General features: G+C 72.0%; 16 protein-coding genes. 11 read left to right on the top strand and 5 right to left on the bottom strand.

Annotated elements, in window-relative coordinates; all coding sequences use genetic code 11:
• The coding region (gene dnaE, locus ACFY4A_RS26825; RefSeq protein ID WP_390831897.1) for a DNA polymerase III subunit alpha at positions 1-3,025 on the top strand (3,025 nt) is incomplete at its 5' end.
• Positions 3,026-3,106: 81 nt separating this feature from the next.
• Here the strand turns inward: dnaE and ACFY4A_RS26820 are convergent.
• Complete coding sequence (locus ACFY4A_RS26820; protein WP_390831896.1) at positions 3,107-3,286, bottom strand: hypothetical protein; 180 nt, start codon at positions 3,284-3,286, stop codon at positions 3,107-3,109.
• A gap of 224 nt (positions 3,287-3,510) precedes the next feature.
• Between ACFY4A_RS26820 and ACFY4A_RS26815 the strand changes: the two genes are divergently transcribed.
• The 5 genes from ACFY4A_RS26815 (at position 3,511) to ACFY4A_RS26795 (ending at position 7,564) form a co-directional block, all read left to right on the top strand.
• Positions 3,511-4,728 (top strand): NYN domain-containing protein, encoded by a 1,218-nt coding sequence (locus ACFY4A_RS26815; RefSeq protein ID WP_390831895.1) that lies wholly within the window; start codon positions 3,511-3,513, stop codon positions 4,726-4,728.
• Positions 4,729-4,844: 116 nt separating this feature from the next.
• On the top strand, positions 4,845-5,819 hold the full coding sequence (locus tag ACFY4A_RS26810; RefSeq protein ID WP_390831903.1) for an ABC transporter ATP-binding protein: 975 nt from the start codon (positions 4,845-4,847) through the stop codon (positions 5,817-5,819).
• On the top strand, positions 5,816-5,959 hold the full coding sequence (locus ACFY4A_RS26805) for a hypothetical protein (protein ID WP_390831894.1): 144 nt from the start codon (positions 5,816-5,818) through the stop codon (positions 5,957-5,959). The genes ACFY4A_RS26810 and ACFY4A_RS26805 overlap by 4 nt, the downstream gene beginning before the upstream one ends.
• Positions 5,956-6,777 carry an ABC transporter permease gene (locus ACFY4A_RS26800; RefSeq protein WP_390831893.1) on the top strand — a complete coding sequence of 274 codons (822 nt, stop codon included), beginning with the start codon at positions 5,956-5,958 and terminating at the stop codon, positions 6,775-6,777. Before ACFY4A_RS26805 ends, ACFY4A_RS26800 begins: the two co-directional genes overlap by 4 nt.
• Before the next feature lie 34 nt (positions 6,778-6,811).
• Positions 6,812-7,564, top strand: a complete 753-nt coding sequence (locus ACFY4A_RS26795; RefSeq protein WP_390831892.1) for an AAA family ATPase — start codon at positions 6,812-6,814, stop codon at positions 7,562-7,564.
• A gap of 15 nt (positions 7,565-7,579) precedes the next feature.
• Here the strand turns inward: ACFY4A_RS26795 and ybaK are convergent, their stop codons facing one another.
• The 4 genes from ybaK to ACFY4A_RS26775 all read right to left on the bottom strand — a co-directional run bounded on the left by ybaK (position 7,580) and on the right by ACFY4A_RS26775 (position 12,047).
• Positions 7,580-8,089, bottom strand: coding sequence for a Cys-tRNA(Pro) deacylase (gene ybaK / locus ACFY4A_RS26790; RefSeq protein WP_390831891.1), 510 nt, complete (start codon positions 8,087-8,089; stop codon positions 7,580-7,582).
• A 14-nt stretch (positions 8,090-8,103) separates the two neighbouring features.
• Positions 8,104-8,844, bottom strand: coding sequence for an LON peptidase substrate-binding domain-containing protein (locus ACFY4A_RS26785; protein WP_390831890.1), 741 nt, complete (start codon positions 8,842-8,844; stop codon positions 8,104-8,106).
• An 11-nt stretch (positions 8,845-8,855) separates the two neighbouring features.
• On the bottom strand, positions 8,856-9,917 hold the full coding sequence (locus tag ACFY4A_RS26780; protein WP_390831889.1) for a hypothetical protein: 1,062 nt from the start codon (positions 9,915-9,917) through the stop codon (positions 8,856-8,858).
• Between the two features lie 555 nt (positions 9,918-10,472).
• Complete coding sequence (locus ACFY4A_RS26775; RefSeq protein ID WP_390831888.1) at positions 10,473-12,047, bottom strand: oxidoreductase; 1,575 nt, start codon at positions 12,045-12,047, stop codon at positions 10,473-10,475.
• A gap of 169 nt (positions 12,048-12,216) precedes the next feature.
• On the opposite strand from ACFY4A_RS26775, the gene hisD reads away from it, so the two are divergent.
• Genes hisD through hisH form a run of 5 tightly spaced genes read left to right on the top strand, consistent with a single transcriptional unit; the run spans position 12,217 to position 16,055 of the window.
• Entirely contained in the window at positions 12,217-13,542 is a 1,326-nt protein-coding gene (hisD, locus tag ACFY4A_RS26770) for a histidinol dehydrogenase (protein ID WP_390831887.1), read from the top strand.
• Positions 13,539-14,654, top strand: coding sequence for a histidinol-phosphate transaminase (locus tag ACFY4A_RS26765; RefSeq protein ID WP_390831886.1), 1,116 nt, complete (start codon positions 13,539-13,541; stop codon positions 14,652-14,654). Before hisD ends, ACFY4A_RS26765 begins: the two co-directional genes overlap by 4 nt.
• Positions 14,651-15,253, top strand: coding sequence for an imidazoleglycerol-phosphate dehydratase HisB (gene hisB, locus ACFY4A_RS26760; protein ID WP_225074245.1), 603 nt, complete (start codon positions 14,651-14,653; stop codon positions 15,251-15,253). The genes ACFY4A_RS26765 and hisB overlap by 4 nt, the downstream gene beginning before the upstream one ends.
• Complete coding sequence (locus ACFY4A_RS26755) at positions 15,250-15,414, top strand: hypothetical protein (protein ID WP_225074244.1); 165 nt, start codon at positions 15,250-15,252, stop codon at positions 15,412-15,414. The genes hisB and ACFY4A_RS26755 overlap by 4 nt, the downstream gene beginning before the upstream one ends.
• Complete coding sequence (hisH, locus tag ACFY4A_RS26750; RefSeq protein WP_390831885.1) at positions 15,405-16,055, top strand: imidazole glycerol phosphate synthase subunit HisH; 651 nt, start codon at positions 15,405-15,407, stop codon at positions 16,053-16,055. Before ACFY4A_RS26755 ends, hisH begins: the two co-directional genes overlap by 10 nt.
• Position 16,056 lies beyond the last annotated feature (1 nt).

The following is a 16,056-nucleotide window of genomic DNA, read 5'->3' as shown; positions in this document are numbered from 1 at the left end:
GAAGGCCGCCGCCGACTACCAGGACATCTTCGGCAAGGACCGCTACTTCCTGGAGCTGATGGACCACGGCATCGACATCGAGCGCAAGGTCCGCGACGGCCTGCTGGAGATCGGCCGGAAGCTCGGCATCCCGCCCCTGGTCACCAACGACTCGCACTACACCTACGCGCACGAGGCCGGCGCCCACGACGCCCTGCTGTGCATCCAGACCGGCAAGAACCTCTCCGACCCCGACCGCTTCAAGTTCGACGGCACCGGCTACTACCTGAAGTCCACCGAGGAGATGTACGCCATCGACTCCTCGGACGCCTGGCAGGAGGGCTGCGCCAACACGCTCCTGGTCGCCGAGATGGTCGACACCACCGGCATGTTCGAGAAGCGCGACCTCATGCCCAAGTTCGACATCCCCGAGGGCTACACCGAGGTCACCTGGTTCAAGGAGGAGGTCCGCCGCGGCATGGCGCGGCGCTTCCCCGGCGGCGTCCCCGAGGACCGGCAGAAGCAGGTCGAGTACGAGATGGACGTCATCATCCAGATGGGGTTCCCGGGTTACTTCCTCGTGGTCGCCGACTTCATCATGTGGGCCAAGAACAACGGCATCGCGGTCGGCCCGGGACGAGGCTCCGCGGCCGGCTCGATCGTCGCCTACGCGCTCGGCATCACCGACCTCGACCCGATCCCGCACGGCCTGATCTTCGAGCGGTTCCTCAACCCCGAGCGCATCTCGATGCCCGACGTCGACATCGACTTCGACGAGCGCAGGCGCGTCGAGGTGATCAGGTACGTGACGGAGAAGTACGGCGCCGACAAGGTCGCCATGATCGGCACCTACGGCACCATCAAGGCCAAGAACGCGATCAAGGACTCCGCGCGCGTGCTGGGCTACCCGTACGCGATGGGCGACCGCATCACCAAGGCCATGCCCGCCGACGTCCTCGGCAAGGGCATCCCGCTGTCCGGCATCACCGACCCCGAGCACCCGCGCTACTCGGAGGCGGGCGAGGTCCGCTCGATGTACGAGAACGAGCCGGACGTGAAGAAGGTCATCGACACCGCACGCGGCGTCGAGGGCCTGGTGCGGCAGATGGGCGTGCACGCGGCCGGCGTGATCATGTCCAGCGAGACCATCACCGAGCACGTCCCGGTCTGGGTCCGGCACACCGACGGCGTGACCATCACGCAGTGGGACTACCCGAGTTGCGAGTCGCTCGGCCTGCTGAAGATGGACTTCCTCGGCCTGCGCAACCTGACGATCATGGACGACGCCGTCAAGATGGTGAAGTCCAACAAGGGGATCGACACCGATCTCCTGGGCCTGCCGCTGGACGACCCCACGACCTTCGAACTGCTCCAGCGCGGCGACACCCTCGGCGTCTTCCAGTTCGACGGCGGCCCGATGCGCTCCCTGCTGCGCCTGATGAAGCCGGACAACTTCGAGGACATCTCCGCCGTCTCGGCCCTGTACCGCCCGGGCCCGATGGGCATGAACTCCCACACCAACTACGCGCTGCGCAAGAACGGCCAGCAGGAGATCACGCCCATCCACCCGGAGCTGGAGGAGCCGCTCAAGGAGGTCCTGGACGTCACCTACGGCCTGATCGTCTACCAGGAGCAGGTGCAGAAGGCCGCCCAGATCATCGCCGGCTACACGCTCGGCGAGGCCGACGTGCTGCGGCGCGTGATGGGCAAGAAGAAGCCGGAGGAACTGGAGAAGAACTTCGTCATCTTCCAGTCCGGCGCCCGCAAGAAGGGCTTCAGCGACGAGGCCATCCAGGCCCTGTGGGACGTGCTGGTCCCCTTCGCCGGCTACGCGTTCAACAAGGCCCACTCGGCCGCGTACGGCCTGGTGTCGTACTGGACCGCCTATCTGAAGGCCAACCACCCCGCCGAGTACATGGCCGCCCTGCTGACCTCCGTCAAGGACGACAAGGACAAGTCGGCGGTCTACCTCAACGAGTGCCGCCGCATGGGCATCCGGGTGCTCCCGCCCAACGTCAACGAGTCCCAGTCGAACTTCGCCGCGCAGGGCGACGACGTGATCCTCTTCGGCCTGTCCGCCGTGCGCAACGTCGGCACCAACGTCGTCGAGTCCATCATCAAGACCCGCAAGGCCAAGGGGAAGTACGCCTCGTTCCCCGACTACCTCGACAAGGTCGAGGCGGTGGTCTGCAACAAGCGCACCACGGAATCGCTGATCAAGGCCGGCGCCTTCGACGAGATGGGGCACACCCGCAAGGGCCTCACCGCGCAGTACGAGCCGATGATCGACAACGTGGTCGCGGTCAAGCGCAAGGAGGCCGAGGGCCAGTTCGACCTCTTCGGCGGCATGGGCGAGGAGGCCAGCGGCGAGCCCGGCTTCGGGCTGGACGTGGAGTTCTCCGCCGAGGAGTGGGACAAGACGTATCTGCTCGCCCAGGAGCGGGAGATGCTCGGTCTGTACGTCTCCGACCACCCGCTGTTCGGTCTGGAGCACGTGCTCGCGGACAAGGCCGACGCGGGCATCGCCCAGCTCACCGGCGGCGAGCACGCCGACGGCGCGGTCGTCACCATCGGCGGCATCATCTCCGGCCTCCAGCGCAAGATGACCAAGCAGGGCAACGCCTGGGCGATCGCCACCGTCGAGGACCTTGCGGGCTCCATCGAGTGCATGTTCTTCCCGGCGACCTACCAGCTGGTCTCGACCCAACTCGTCGAGGACGCCGTGGTGTTCGTCAAGGGCCGCCTCGACAAGCGGGAGGACGTGCCGCGTCTGGTGGCGATGGAGCTGATGATCCCCGACCTGTCGAACGCGGGGAGCAACGCGCCGGTGATCCTCACCATCCCGGCACTGAAGGTGACACCGCCCATGGTCAGCCGCCTCGGCGAGATCCTCAGCCACCACAAGGGCGACAGCGAGGTCCGCATCAAGCTCCAGGGGCCGCGCAAGACGACCGTATTGCGCCTGGACCGGCACCGGGTCAAGCCGGATCCGGCGTTGTTCGGCGATCTGAAGGTCCTGCTCGGCCCGTCCTGCCTGGCCGGCTGACCAGAACGAGGGGCGTACCCGTGCGCATCGGGTACGTCCCTCGTCGCTTAATGCACTTGCTCAACAGCCCATCTAACGGGCTCAGTTGTGGCCGAAGCGCTTCTGACGTCCCTTGCGGGCCATGGCAGTCGGACTCGTCTGCGGCCCGTGGGCGTGGTGCTCGGGCTGCTGCTCCGACACCGAGTGCTCCGTCTCCTGCGGGCCGTTCGCGGCCACGGACGCCTTCTGCCGGCTGCGGTCCTGCTTACGGTTCTTGGCCATGGTGATCAGCCTCCTGTGGGGGATCTAGGGGCCAGGGCCGGGACCAGATTCACATAGGCCGACAATGAACGCATGTTGGATAATTACCGTATGTAACACGGGGCGTCGGGGCGCGGGCCCCGGAAACGCCACGCCGAAGATCGAGTTCCGGCCGTTAACCCCCGCCGGGTCGGGCAGACTCGAAGCACATCCCGAAGCAACCTCCCGGAAAGAGGGTGGATCGCGTGGACCGCTGCATCGTCCTGGTGGACGCCGGGTATCTGCTGGGCGCCGCGGCCAGTCTCCTCGCCGGGGAGCCGTCGCGGTCCCGGATCACCGTCGACCACACCGCCCTCGTGCAGGGGCTGCGTGAACAGGCCGAGTGCGACACGGAGCGGCCCCTGCTGCGCATCTACTGGTTCGACGGCGCGCCCGACCGCGTACCGCAGCCCGAGCACCGCCGGCTGCGGGTGATGCCCCGGGTCACCGTGCGCCTCGGCGCGCTCACCCGCAGCGACGGACGCTGGGCTCAGAAGGGCGTGGACGCCGCGATGCACGCCGAACTGACCGAACTGGCCCGCAACCGCGCCTGCTCCGACGTCGTCCTCGTCACCGGCGACGGGGACCTGCTGCCCGGCATGATGGCCGCCAAGGAGCACGGCGTCGCCGTCCACCTCTGGGCGGTGCAGGCCGCCGACGGCGACTACAACCAGTCCGAGGACCTGGTCGCAGAGGCCGACGAGCGGCGCGTGCTGGACCGCACGTGGATCACCAAGGCGGTGCGCGCCAAGGAACTCGGCGGCATCTGCGCGCCGCCGCCCGCGCCCCGCCCCGAGATCGCCGCGATCCTCTCCGCGCCGCTGCCCGAGTCCGCGCTCAGCCCGGGCGCCGAAAGCCCCGCCGAACAGCGGCAGCACCCGGCCGCCGCGGCGCGCGGCGGCACCGAGGAGCGTGTGCCCGTCACCAAGGGCGTGCCCACCCCCAAGGACCTCGCCGCCCTGCGCGCCCCCGGCACCCCGCCCGCGCAGCACCCCGCCACGGCGACGCTGCGCTGGTCCTCGGACCGGGGCTGGGTGGACCGGCCGGGCCTGCCCGCCGAGCCGCCCGAGGCCGCCTCCATGCCGACGCTCGCCCAGCTGACGACGGCCGAGCAGCGGTGGGCGGACCGGGAGGAGGACATCACGACCGTCGGCGGCGACCCGTACGAGGTCGGACAGGTCTTCGCCCGGCGCTGGGTCGACCGGCTGGGCGACCAGTCGCACCTGCAGAAACTGTCGTCGATGTACCCCCGGATCCCGCACCGCGTCGACGGCGAGCTGCTGCGCTACGCCGCACGCTTCGGGCTGCTCGCGCACAAGGACGACCAGATCGACGAGCACGACCGGTACGCCATCCGCGCCGGGTTCTGGCGGGAGATCGACGTACGGACGTCCACTGAGCGCGCCCCCGCCGCAGGCGACTGAACCACGGACCGGACCGGCTCGAGGCGCCCCGAGGACGAGCAAGGCTCTGTGACCCCGTACCCTCGTCCCTTGTGAGTACGCGCACGGCACAGGCACTTCGGCCCGGGGACGACGTCGTGTGCGCGGTGCGCGGACTGACCCGGACCTACCCCGCGGTGCGCGGCCGGCGCGGCGCCCCCGGGACGCCCGCGGTGCTGGCCACCGACGGGATCGAGCTCGACGTCCGGCGCGGCGAGATCTTCGGGCTGCTCGGACCGAACGGCGCCGGCAAGTCCACCCTCGTACGCCAGCTCACCGGGCTGCTGCGCCCCGACAGCGGCACGGTCGAGATCCTCGGCCACGACATCGTGGCGCACCCCGAGCGGGCCGCGCGGATCCTCGCCTACCTCGGGCAGGAGTCCACCGCCCTGGACGAGCTGACCGTCTCGCTCGCCGCCGAGACCACCGGGCGGCTGCGTGGCCTGGACCTCAGGCGGGCGCGTGCCGAGCGGGACGCCGTCCTCGACGAACTGGGTCTCGCGCCGATCGCCGGGCGCCCGCTGAAGAAGCTCTCCGGCGGCCAGAGGCGGCTCGCCTGCTTCGCGGCCGCGCTGGTCGGCGAACGCCCGCTGCTGGTGCTCGACGAGCCGACCACCGGGATGGATCCGGTGGCCCGGCGGGCGGTGTGGTCCGCCGTCGACCGGCGGCGCGCCGAACGCGGCACGACCGTCGTCCTGGTCACCCACAACGTCATCGAGGCCGAGACCGTCCTCGACCGCGTCGCCGTCCTGGACCGGGGCCGGGTCATCGCCTGCGACACCGCGGCCCGGCTCAAGGAGCGGGTCTCCGGCGAGGTGCGGGTCGAGCTGGTGTGGCGGGAGCGGGCGCCCCTGGAGGTGGCGGAGGTCGCCGCGCTCAGGGAGCGGGCCGTGGAGTCGGGCCGCCGCTGGACGCTGCGGATGGCGCCCGAGGAGGCCCGCGCCGCCGTCGCCACGGTCACCGGCGGGGCCGCCTTCGCCGCCCTGGACGACTTCACCCTGACCACGCCCAGCCTGGAGGACGTGTACCTGGCGCTGGGCGGCGCCGCCCGGCAGGGGCTGGTGAAGGCATGAACGCGGGGACCGACGGATCCGTGGGGGACTACGCGGGCACCGGGGGGAACCCGTCCGGCGCGGGAGACGCGACCGCGCTCGCCGCCGCGGACAAGCCGGCCGCGTTCGCTGCCGCAGGGAAGGGGAGTAGTTCGACGTGAGTGTCGTACCCGCCGGTGCGCTGCCGGGCGCGGTGGCCGTACAGGACGGCGGCGCCGGTGAGGCGGCCGTGCTCGGGCCGCGGGCGCGGCTGTGGCCGTCGCTGGCCGCCGTGTACCGGGCCCAGCTGTCCCGGGCGCGGGTGGCGCGGATCCCGTTGCTGTTCGTGGCGACCTTCCAGTCCGTCGGCATCATGATCATGATGCGGGGAGTGGTCAGCGGCGGCAGCGAGGCCTGGTTCGTGGTGTCCGGCGCCTCCGTGGTCGTCGTCGCCTACGTCGCCCTGAACCTGCTCGCCCAGTACTTCGGGCAGCTGCGGGCCAGCGGCGGGCTCGACCACTACGCGACGCTGCCGGTGCCGCCCGCGGCCGTGGTGCTGGGCGCGGCGGCCGCGTACGCCTCCTTCACGGTGCCGGGCACGCTCGTGACCGCGGTGTTCGGGTGCGTGCTGTTCGGGCTGCCGCTCGGCAACCTGTGGGTGCTGGTGGCGGTGATCCCCCTCGCCGGTGCCGCGCTCTCCGGGCTCGGCGCGGCCTGCGGGCTGCTCGCGCCGCGCCCGGAACTGGCCACCCTTCTGGGCCAGTTGGGCATGTCGGCGGCGCTGCTGCTGGGCGTGCTGCCGCCCGACCGCATGCCCGAGGCGGTACGGCTCCTGCGTGACCTGCTGCCGTCCACGTACGGCGTGGAGGCCTACGCTCACACCTTCGCGGCCCGTCCCGACTGGGTTCTGGTGGCCGGTGACATGGCCGTCTGCGCCGGGGTCGGGGTGGTCTCGCTGGCCGTGGCCACCTGGGCCTATCGCCGGGCTGCCGTCCGGTGACGCGGCCGTCCCCCACAACTGGCACGATGACAAGGTGACAGCTCCGTTGACTCCGCCACCACCGCCGCACCGGCGCTCCTCACAGTCTTCCGGGTCCTCGGGGTCCTCGGGGTCCGGGCAGGCCCGGCAGCCGGGGCCGGTCTCGCCCTGGCAGTCCTGGCAGGTGCCGCCCGCCGGAGTCCGGCCGGTGAGCGCCTACGAAAAGGACGGGCCCGGACGGGCGGCCGAGATCCGGGAGGCCGTCGTCGTCATGGTCGCCGTGGCGCTCTGCGGGGTGCCGCTGGGACTGCTCTGGCTGCGGCTGGCGCCGAGGGTGCCGCTGATCGCCAATGTGTCCGGGAGCAACTGGGTCGTCTACCTCAAGGACACCGAGGGGGAGCAGGCGATCGGCGTCGACGGCACGTTCACGCTGCTGGCCCTGGCCTTCGGCGTGCTGAGCGCGGTGGTCGTCTTCCTGGTGCGGCGACGCGGGGGTGTGCCGCTGGTGGTGGCCCTGTGCGTCGGAGGACTGCTCGGGTCGCTGCTGGCGTGGCGGCTCGGGGTGTGGCTCGGGCCCGAGCAGGACGTGATCGCCCACGCCAAGGCGGTGGGCAAAGGGGTGACGTTCCCGGCGCCGCTGAAGCTCGAGGCCCAGGGGGCGTTGCTGGCCTGGTCGCTGGCCGCGCTGATCGTCCACCTGGGGCTGACGGCCCTGTTCGGGCCGCGGGACCCGGAGACGTATGGGGACGGGGCGCACGGAGACGGTGCGCATGGGAACGGGGCGCACGGGGAGTCCTCGGCGCCCTAGGCCCGCCAGGGCCGGTCAGGCGCGCCCGATCGGGGCGAGGGCCGCGTTCGTGAGGTCCGCCAGGTCGCCGGGGGACAGTTCCACCTCCAGGCCGCGGCGGCCCGCCGAGACGCAGATGGTGGCGTGGGCGTGGGCCGAGTCGTCCAGGACCGTGGGGAGCCTCTTGCGCTGGCCGAGGGGGGAGATGCCGCCGCGGACGTAGCCGGTGGTGCGTTCCGCGAGGGCCGGGTCGGCCATCGCCGCCCGCTTGCCGCCGACCGCCGCCGCCAGGGCCTTGAGGTCCAGGGAGCCCGCGACCGGCACCACGGCCACCGTCAGGGTGCCGTCGACGTCCGCCACCAGCGTCTTGAAGACCCGGTCCGGGGAGACGCCCATCGCCTCCGCCGCCTCCTCGCCGTAGGAGGGGTGGGAGGGGTCGTGGTCGTAGGAGTGGACGGTGTAGCGCACGCCCGCCGCGGTCAGCGCCACCGTCGCCGGGGTGCCGCCCGCCCCTTTTTCCTGCTGCTTCTTCGCCTTCTTGGCCATCCCGACCCGTTCCTTCAGTTGAGACTCGTCGGGCCGCGGGTCAGCTCCGCGGCCGGCAACGACGGCAGACTACGGAGGATCGCCGTCTCCCGGCGAAGGAGTTTCAGCTCGTCACGCAGCCGGGAGGAGACGTCGGGCGCCTGGAGCAGCCGTTGCTTCGTCGGAATGTCGAGCATCATCGCCGCCGCCACCAGGTACGACACCACACTCGGCTCGTCCGGCAGCTCCGCGGCCGTGGACAGCGACCGCTCCCGCGCTCCCGCCAGCCGCTTCTGATACTGGCGGAAGGACCGCAGCACCCCCTCGGCCAGCGGGACCGCCTCGTCGCCGGGCTCCTCGGTCAGCTCCCGCAGCTCCGCCACGAGGAACGGACCGGAGGCGTCGACCGACAGCAGCCGGACCCGGGTCGTGCCCGTGGCCAGCACCTCGAAGGTGCCGTCGGCCCGCTCCCGGATCGTCGCCGCGTCCGCCACACAGCCCACGGAGTGGAAGGCCTTGGCCGGATCGGGGCCGAAGCCGGCGGAGGGGCCGCGTTCGGGCAGCGCCGTCGGATCGGGCATGCCCGGGGCGCTCGCGGCCACCTCGTGGCCGTCGCGGATCGCCACGACGGCGAACCGGCGCGGTTCGTCCTCGGGTGTCTTCAGCAGCGCGCGCATCATGGCGCGGTAGCGCTCCTCGAAGACATTCAGGGGCAGCACCAGCCCCGGGAACAGCACCGTGTTCAGGGGGAAGAGCGGAAGGCGGACGGTGGTCACGGCGCAAAAGCCTAATGCTCGCCGCGGCGGGCGCGTCCGCCGAGCCCGTATCGCGGGCGCCGGGACGGCCGCGCGGGCGGTGCCGCCCCCAGGTCGCCGCGCAGCTTCAGGAAGAGGCCCAGCGGGTCGTCCGACAGCCGGTCCCAGGGGAATGAGGTGGCGTACGGCCCGATGAGGCGCAGCTGGACGAGCGCGTCCTCATGGCGGTCGAGCCGCAGCAGGACGCAGGTCAGCAGGTTGCGTATCTCCGCGGGCCAGGGGCCGGCCGCCGGGAAGCGGGCGGAGAACGCGATCGCCCGGTCGGCCGCCGCGTGCAACCGGGCCCGCGGCACCTGCGGCCCGCAGCCGTCGGTCAGATAGGCGAAGGCGGCCCGCACCGGCAGCGCCTGGACGAGCGAGTCGGCCGGGGCGTCCTGGGCGGCCAGGTCGGCGAAGTCGAAGCACTCGCGGTGCGAGCCGTGCCAGGAGGCGGCCAGATAGCGCAGCGCGGCCACGTGGCAGCCGTAGTGGTGCGGGGCGCGGCGGACCGCGGCCTCCCACAGCTCCTCGAAGTACCGGTGCCCGGCGCGGCTGCCGCGCGCGTGGTCGAGCGCGATCCGCCACGGCACCGGGTCGCGGCCGTCCGCGCGTGCGGCGGCCGTGATCAGCGGGCTGACCGCGCGCAGCAGCTCGGCCCGCGCGGGCGAGGGCCAGGCGCGGTCGACCGCGAGCTGGGCGGCGACCAGCAGCGCGTCCGGGTCGTGCGGGGCGGCGGCGCGCCAGGCGTCCAGCCACTCGGTGCGCGAGCGGGCGATGGCGGCCAGCCGTGTCGCGTACCGGTCGCGCTCCTCCCACCGGGCCCCCTCCCGGGTGCCGGCGAGCAGCGCCGCGGCGGGCCGGTACGCGCCCTGGGCGGCGGCGACCAGCGCCGGGCCGAGGAGTTCGTCCGGCGCGTCGAGGAGCACCTCGTCGTCGGAGGGGAGCCCGGCGGTGGTGAGCCCGGCGGTGGTGAGTCCGGCGGCGGGGCGGGGGGAGGTTCTTGTCATCCGGGTGGGGCGGATGAACGCGGGCAGCGATGCCATGGTGCCGACCATTGAAAGACGCAGGTCGCGGACGCGCCAGGGGGTTCGGGCAAGGTGAGGAAAGTTGTACGGCGGACGGTCAAGGTGGAGTAAAAGGTGATGCTTCAACAACTGTCTGCGCGCTGTGCGGGAGCGGTTGGAGCGGTTGGAGCGGCGGGAGCGGCGGTCCCGTCGAGGTCCCCGCACTCCCGCGGTCCTGCACCCGGGTCCGGTACAGCCACAGGGCCACGCCCGTCGCCAGCACCCCGATCGCCACGCCCAGTTCCGTGAAACCGCCGTACCCGCTCACCGAGAACCCGGTCGCGCCGACGACCGAGCCGGGGGCGCCGCACGGAACTGGTCCGCGGCAGGCAACGTTCGCCCGTGAAGGAGCGGCGTCCGGTGCGTGCTGCCGGCGTGCCGGCCGGAAGCCCTCGTACCGGATGTACTCGGGGTCTCGGCCGGTGCGGCGAGTGGGGGTCCCTGCTCGAAGAGCTCGAGGGCGTGCCGGGCGTCGCGACGGGGCGAACGTCGTATGTCGGGGCACCAGCTCCGCGCGGGAGCGCCGCTCGGACCAAACTGGAGGCCCTAGTTCCGCCGCAGCAGCCGTGTCGCGCCCGCCGCCACCGTGGTGGCCAGGGTCCAGCCGAGCAGGACCAGCGCCGCGGCGAGCCACTGCCAGCCGCCGCTCAGCTGCCACTCGCCCGCCTGGCCCAGGTCGACGACCGGCAGCAGCAGGTCCAGGGCGAACAGGGCGGGGTTCCACTCCGGGTGGCCGCCGGGGTCGGCCGGGGGCGGGCCCGCGCGTGCGAAGGCGAGCGAGCCGGCCGCCCACAGCACCGCCATCCACACCGCGGCGCGGCCCGGCCGGTATCCGTAGGCCACCGTCCAGTCCTGGACGTAGCCCACGAGCTTGGCGGCGAGCGGCAGGGTCTCGCGGCGGCGGCGCTGCTTGGCCAGCAGCACCTCGCGCGCGTCCACGTCCTCGCCCGCCTCCCGCAGCACGGCGGCGAGGCGCTCGTACGGTTCCGGGTTGTACTCGGCGGTGGCCGCCGCCACCCAGTTCAGCCGCTCGGCCAGCGGGAACGGGCCCCGCGGCACCAGGTTCTCGTAGGCGAAGCCGCCCATGTGCAGACTGCCCGGGCCGGGCCAGCTGCTCGCCCGGTCGACGAGGGTGACGATCCGCGCCCCGGACAGCAGCACCTGTCCGCGCGGCGGCCGCTCCCCCAGGAAGCGCAGCTCCGGCGTCTGCACCCGGCGCAGCGACAGCACCTGCTCGTCCGTGAGGGTGAACCGGGCCCGCTCCAGATCGACCGCGTCGCCGAACCGCCCGTCGTCCAGGCGCACCCCGCCCCGGCACTCGAAGGGCTGAATGCGCGTCCCGCGCGCGGGCGTCACCTCACTCAGCGGCCCGCCCACGCCCGCCGGGGTGAGGTACAGGGTGCGCTCGACGGTGAGCTGCGGCGCGTTCAGCGCGAACCGCTCCCGCGGGTTGGCGAGCCGCGCGCCGCGCAGGCTCAGCGACACGCCGATCTTCGCGCTGCGCAGGCTGAACTCGCCGAACGACTCCAGCAGCTCCGCCTGGAGGTCCTGCCCCACCGTCATCCCGTCGGCGGCTATCGAGCGGCCGGCGCGGTCCCGGTGCACGACCGCCTGGTTGAGCAGCAGGTCCGTGCCGATGTGCGCGTCCGTCAGCCGTATCCCGCCGGTGAACCGGCAGCGCGGCAGATGCAGATCGCCCTCGGTGCGCACCCGGGCCGCCTCCAGGCGCGGCACCGAGCAGTCCACCAGCCGCACGGTGGTGAAGTGCGCCTCCGGCAGCAGGACCTCCTGGTCGAACCGGCAGCCGTGCAGCTCCACGTACGGCAGCACCGCGCCCCCGGCGAGGTCCAGGGCGCCCGTGATCCGCAGGCCGCAGAGCTTCAGGGACGACACGCGCCCGGCGAGCGCGGGCGGCCCGTCCAGCAGCAGCCAGCAGACGACGCGCGCCCGCACGGTCCGCTCGGGCCCCCACGGATGCCCGCCGTGCGGATCGTCCACCACGGCTTCGCCGCTGCGCAGGTCGTACACGCTGCCATTGCGGAAGGCCTGCCACATTCCCGCCTCGGTGGCGGTCAGGTCGTCGGACAGGTCCCCGGAGTGGAAGCCGGCCCCCTCGGCCACGATGCTCCCTCCCTCCCCGGCCCCTCGCTGGTTGACTACGCTTCGTACAACCGGTCATGCCCGATCGGTGACGCTCTGAACACGAAATGTGAAGGGGACCTTCCACGTTCCGTATCAGACACTGATACGGACGGACGGTGCCCGCGCGCGGTCTGAGAGAATTGACACCGTGATCTCCCGAATCGATCTGCGCGGCGACGCCCTCCCCGAGGGCCACGCCCTGCGCGACCTGCTGCCCCGAGCCGACTTCGACGTCTCGGCCGCCCTGGAGAAGGTGCGTCCGATCTGCGAGGCCGTGCATCATCGCGGCGACGCGGCGCTGATCGACTTCGCCGAGAAGTTCGACGGTGTACGTCTGGAGTCGGTGCGGGTCCCGGTCCAGGCACTCAAGGACGCGCTGGAGCGGCTCGACCCGGCCGTGCGCGCGGCTCTGGAGGAGTCCATCCGGCGCGCCCGGCTCGTCCACCGCGAGCAGCGCCGGGCCACGCACACCACCCAGGTGGTGCCCGGCGGCTCGGTGACAGAGAAGTGGGTGCCGGTCGAGCGTGTCGGGCTGTACGCGCCGGGCGGCCGGTCGGTCTACCCGTCCTCCGTGGTCATGAACGTCGTGCCCGCCCAGGAGGCCGGCGTCGAGTCGATCGCGCTCGCCTCGCCTCCCCAGGCCGAGTTCGGCGGGCTGCCGCACCCGACGATCCTCGCCGCCTGCGCCCTGCTCGGCGTCGACGAGGTGTACGCGGCCGGCGGCGCCACCGCCGTGGCGATGTTCGCCCACGGCACCGAGTCCTGCCCGCCCGCGAACATGGTCACCGGTCCCGGCAACATCTGGGTCGCCGCCGCCAAGCGCTACTTCACCGGCAAGATCGGCATCGACACCGAGGCCGGCCCCACCGAGATCGCGATCCTCGCGGACGCCACCGCCGACCCGGTGCACGTCGCCTCAGACCTGATCAGCCAGGCCGAGCACGACCCGCTGGCCGCCGCCGTCCTGGTCACCGACTCCGTGGAGCTCGCCGACGCGGTCGAGAAGGAGCTGGAGCCGCAGGTCGCGGCGACGAAGCACATCGAGGACCGGATCCGTCCGGCCCTGTCCGGCAAGCAGTCCGCGATCGTCCTGGTCGACGGCCTCGACGAGGGCCTACAGGTGGTCGACGCCTACGGCGCCGAGCACCTGGAGATCCAGACCGCCGACGCCGCCGCGGTCGCCGACCGGGTGCGCAACGCCGGAGCGGTCTTCGTCGGCCCCTGGGCGCCGGTCTCGCTCGGCGACTACGCGGCCGGTTCCAACCATGTGCTTCCCACCGGCGGCTGCGCCTGCCACTCCTCGGGCCTGTCCGTCCAGTCCTTCCTGCGCGGCATCCACATCGTGGACTACACCCGGGACGCGCTCGCCGAGGTCGCCCACCACGTGGTGACGCTGGCGGAGGCGGAGGACCTGCCGGCGCACGGCGCGGCGATCAAGGCGAGGTTCGGCTGGAAGGTACCGACGAGCAAGTGAGCTTCGGAATCGACGATCTTCCCGTACGGGACGAGCTGCGCGGCAAGTCCCCCTACGGCGCGCCCCAGTTGGACGTCCCCGTACGGCTGAACACGAACGAGAACCCCTACCCGCTGCCCGAGCCGCTGGTCGAGCGGATCGCCGAGCGGGTGCGCGAGGCTGCCCGCCACCTCAACCGCTATCCCGACCGGGACGCGGTGGAGCTGCGCACCGAGCTCGCCAAGTACCTGACGAGGACGGGCGGCCACCGGGTCGGCGTCGAGAACGTCTGGGCGGCCAACGGCTCCAACGAGGTCATCCAGCAGCTGCTGCAGACCTTCGGCGGTCCGGGCCGCACCGCGATCGGCTTCGAGCCGTCGTACTCCATGCACGCGCTCATCGCGCGCGGAACGGGCACCGGCTGGATCTCCGGGCCGCGCCGCGAGGACTTCACGATCGACCTCGCCGCCGCCGAGCGGGCGATCGCCGAGCACCGCCCGGACGTCGTCTTCGTCACCACCCCCAACAACCCCACCGGCAACGCGGTGTCGCCGGAGACGGTCCTCGCGCTGTACGAGGCCGCGCAGGCGGCCAAGCCGTCCATGGTGATCGTGGACGAGGCGTACATCGAGTTCAGTCACGGCGCCTCGCTGCTGCCGCTGCTCGAGGGGAGGCCGCACCTGGTCGTCTCCCGCACCATGTCCAAGGCGTTCGGCGCCGCCGGCCTGCGCCTGGGCTACCTCGCGGCGCACCCGGCGGTCGTGGACGCCGTGCAGCTGGTCCGGCTGCCCTACCACCTCTCGGCGATCACGCAGGCGACGGCGCTGGCCGCCCTGGAGCACACCGACACGCTGCTGGGCTATGTCGAGCAGCTGAAGGCCGAGCGGGACCGGCTCGTCGGCGAACTGCGCGCGACCGGCTACGACGTGGTCGAGTCGGACGCCAACTTCATCCAGTTCGGGCGGTTCGAGGACGCCCACACCGCCTGGCGGCAGATCCTGGACCGGGGCGTCCTGGTCCGGGACAACGGCGTACCGGGGTGGCTGCGGGTCACCGCCGGAACGCCGGAGGAGAACGACGCGTTCCTCGACGCGGTACGGGAACTGAAGAAGGAACAGGAGCGGAGCGGATGACTCGCGAGGGACGCGTCGGAAGGGTCGAGCGCACCACCAAGGAGACCTCGGTCCTGGTCGAGATCGACCTCGACGGTACCGGCAGGACCGACATCGCCACCGGCGTCGGCTTCTACGACCACATGCTCGACCAGCTCGGCCGGCACGGTCTGTTCGACCTGACCGTGAAGACCGACGGCGACCTGCACATCGACTCCCACCACACCATCGAGGACACCGCCCTCGCGCTGGGCGCCGCCTTCAAACAGGCGCTCGGCGACAAGGTGGGCATCTACCGCTTCGGCAACTGCACGGTCCCGCTGGACGAGTCCCTCGCCCAGGTCACCGTCGACCTGTCCGGCCGGCCGTACCTCGTGCACACCGAGCCCGAGAACATGGCGCCCATGATCGGCGAGTACGACACCACGATGACCCGCCACATCCTGGAGTCCTTCGTCGCCCAGGCGCAGATCGCGCTGCACGTGCACGTGCCCTACGGGCGCAACGCCCACCACATCGTGGAGTGCCAGTTCAAGGCGCTGGCCCGGGCCCTGCGGTACGCGTCCGAACGCGACCCGCGCGCGGCCGGCATCATCCCTTCGACGAAGGGCGCGCTGTGACCGGTCTGTCCACCCTGCTGATCGTCGTCGGCCTGTTCCTGCTCGGCGGCATCATCTCCTTCGTCAAGCAGCAGATGCCGAAGAGCCTCGTCGTGCTGCTGTCCATCGGCGCGGCGATGTGCCTCGTCGCGGGCGTGATGCGGCTGGAGGTGTGGAATTGAGCACCGCTGCGAAAAAGGTGGTGGTCTTCGACTACGGCTTCGGCAACATCCGCTCCGCCGAGCGGGCCCTCGCCCGCGCGGGAGCCGACGTCGAGATCACCCGCGACTACGACGCGGCGATGAACGCCGACGGTCTGCTGGTGCCGGGCGTGGGTGCCTTCGCCGCCTGCATGCGTGGCCTGAAGGACGCGCGCGGCGACTGGATCATCGACCGCCGGCTGTCCGGCGGGCGCCCGGTGATGGGCATCTGCGTCGGTATGCAGGTCCTCTTCGCGCGCGGCATCGAGCACGGTGTCGAGGCGGAGGGCCTGCACGAGTGGCCCGGCACGGTCGAGCCGCTCCAGGCGGACGTCGTGCCCCACATGGGCTGGAACACCGTGCAGGCGCCGGCCGACTCGGAGCTGTTCGCCGGCCTGGACGCGGACGCCCGCTTCTACTTCGTGCACTCCTACGCCGTCCACGACTGGCAGTTGGAGACCCACAACCCAGCGCTGCGCGCGCCCAGGGTGACCTGGGCGACGCACGGCAAGCCGTTCGTGGCCGCCGTGGAGAACGACGCCCTGTGGGCCACCCAGTTCCACCCCGAGAAGTCCGGCGACGCCGGAGCGCAACTGCTCACCAACTGGATCGGAACCCTGTAGA

The organism is Streptomyces sp. NPDC001292 (assembly GCF_042896465.1).
Taxonomy (GTDB): Bacteria; Actinomycetota; Actinomycetes; order Streptomycetales; family Streptomycetaceae; genus Streptomyces.
This window is presented reverse-complemented; position numbering and strand designations above follow the sequence as displayed.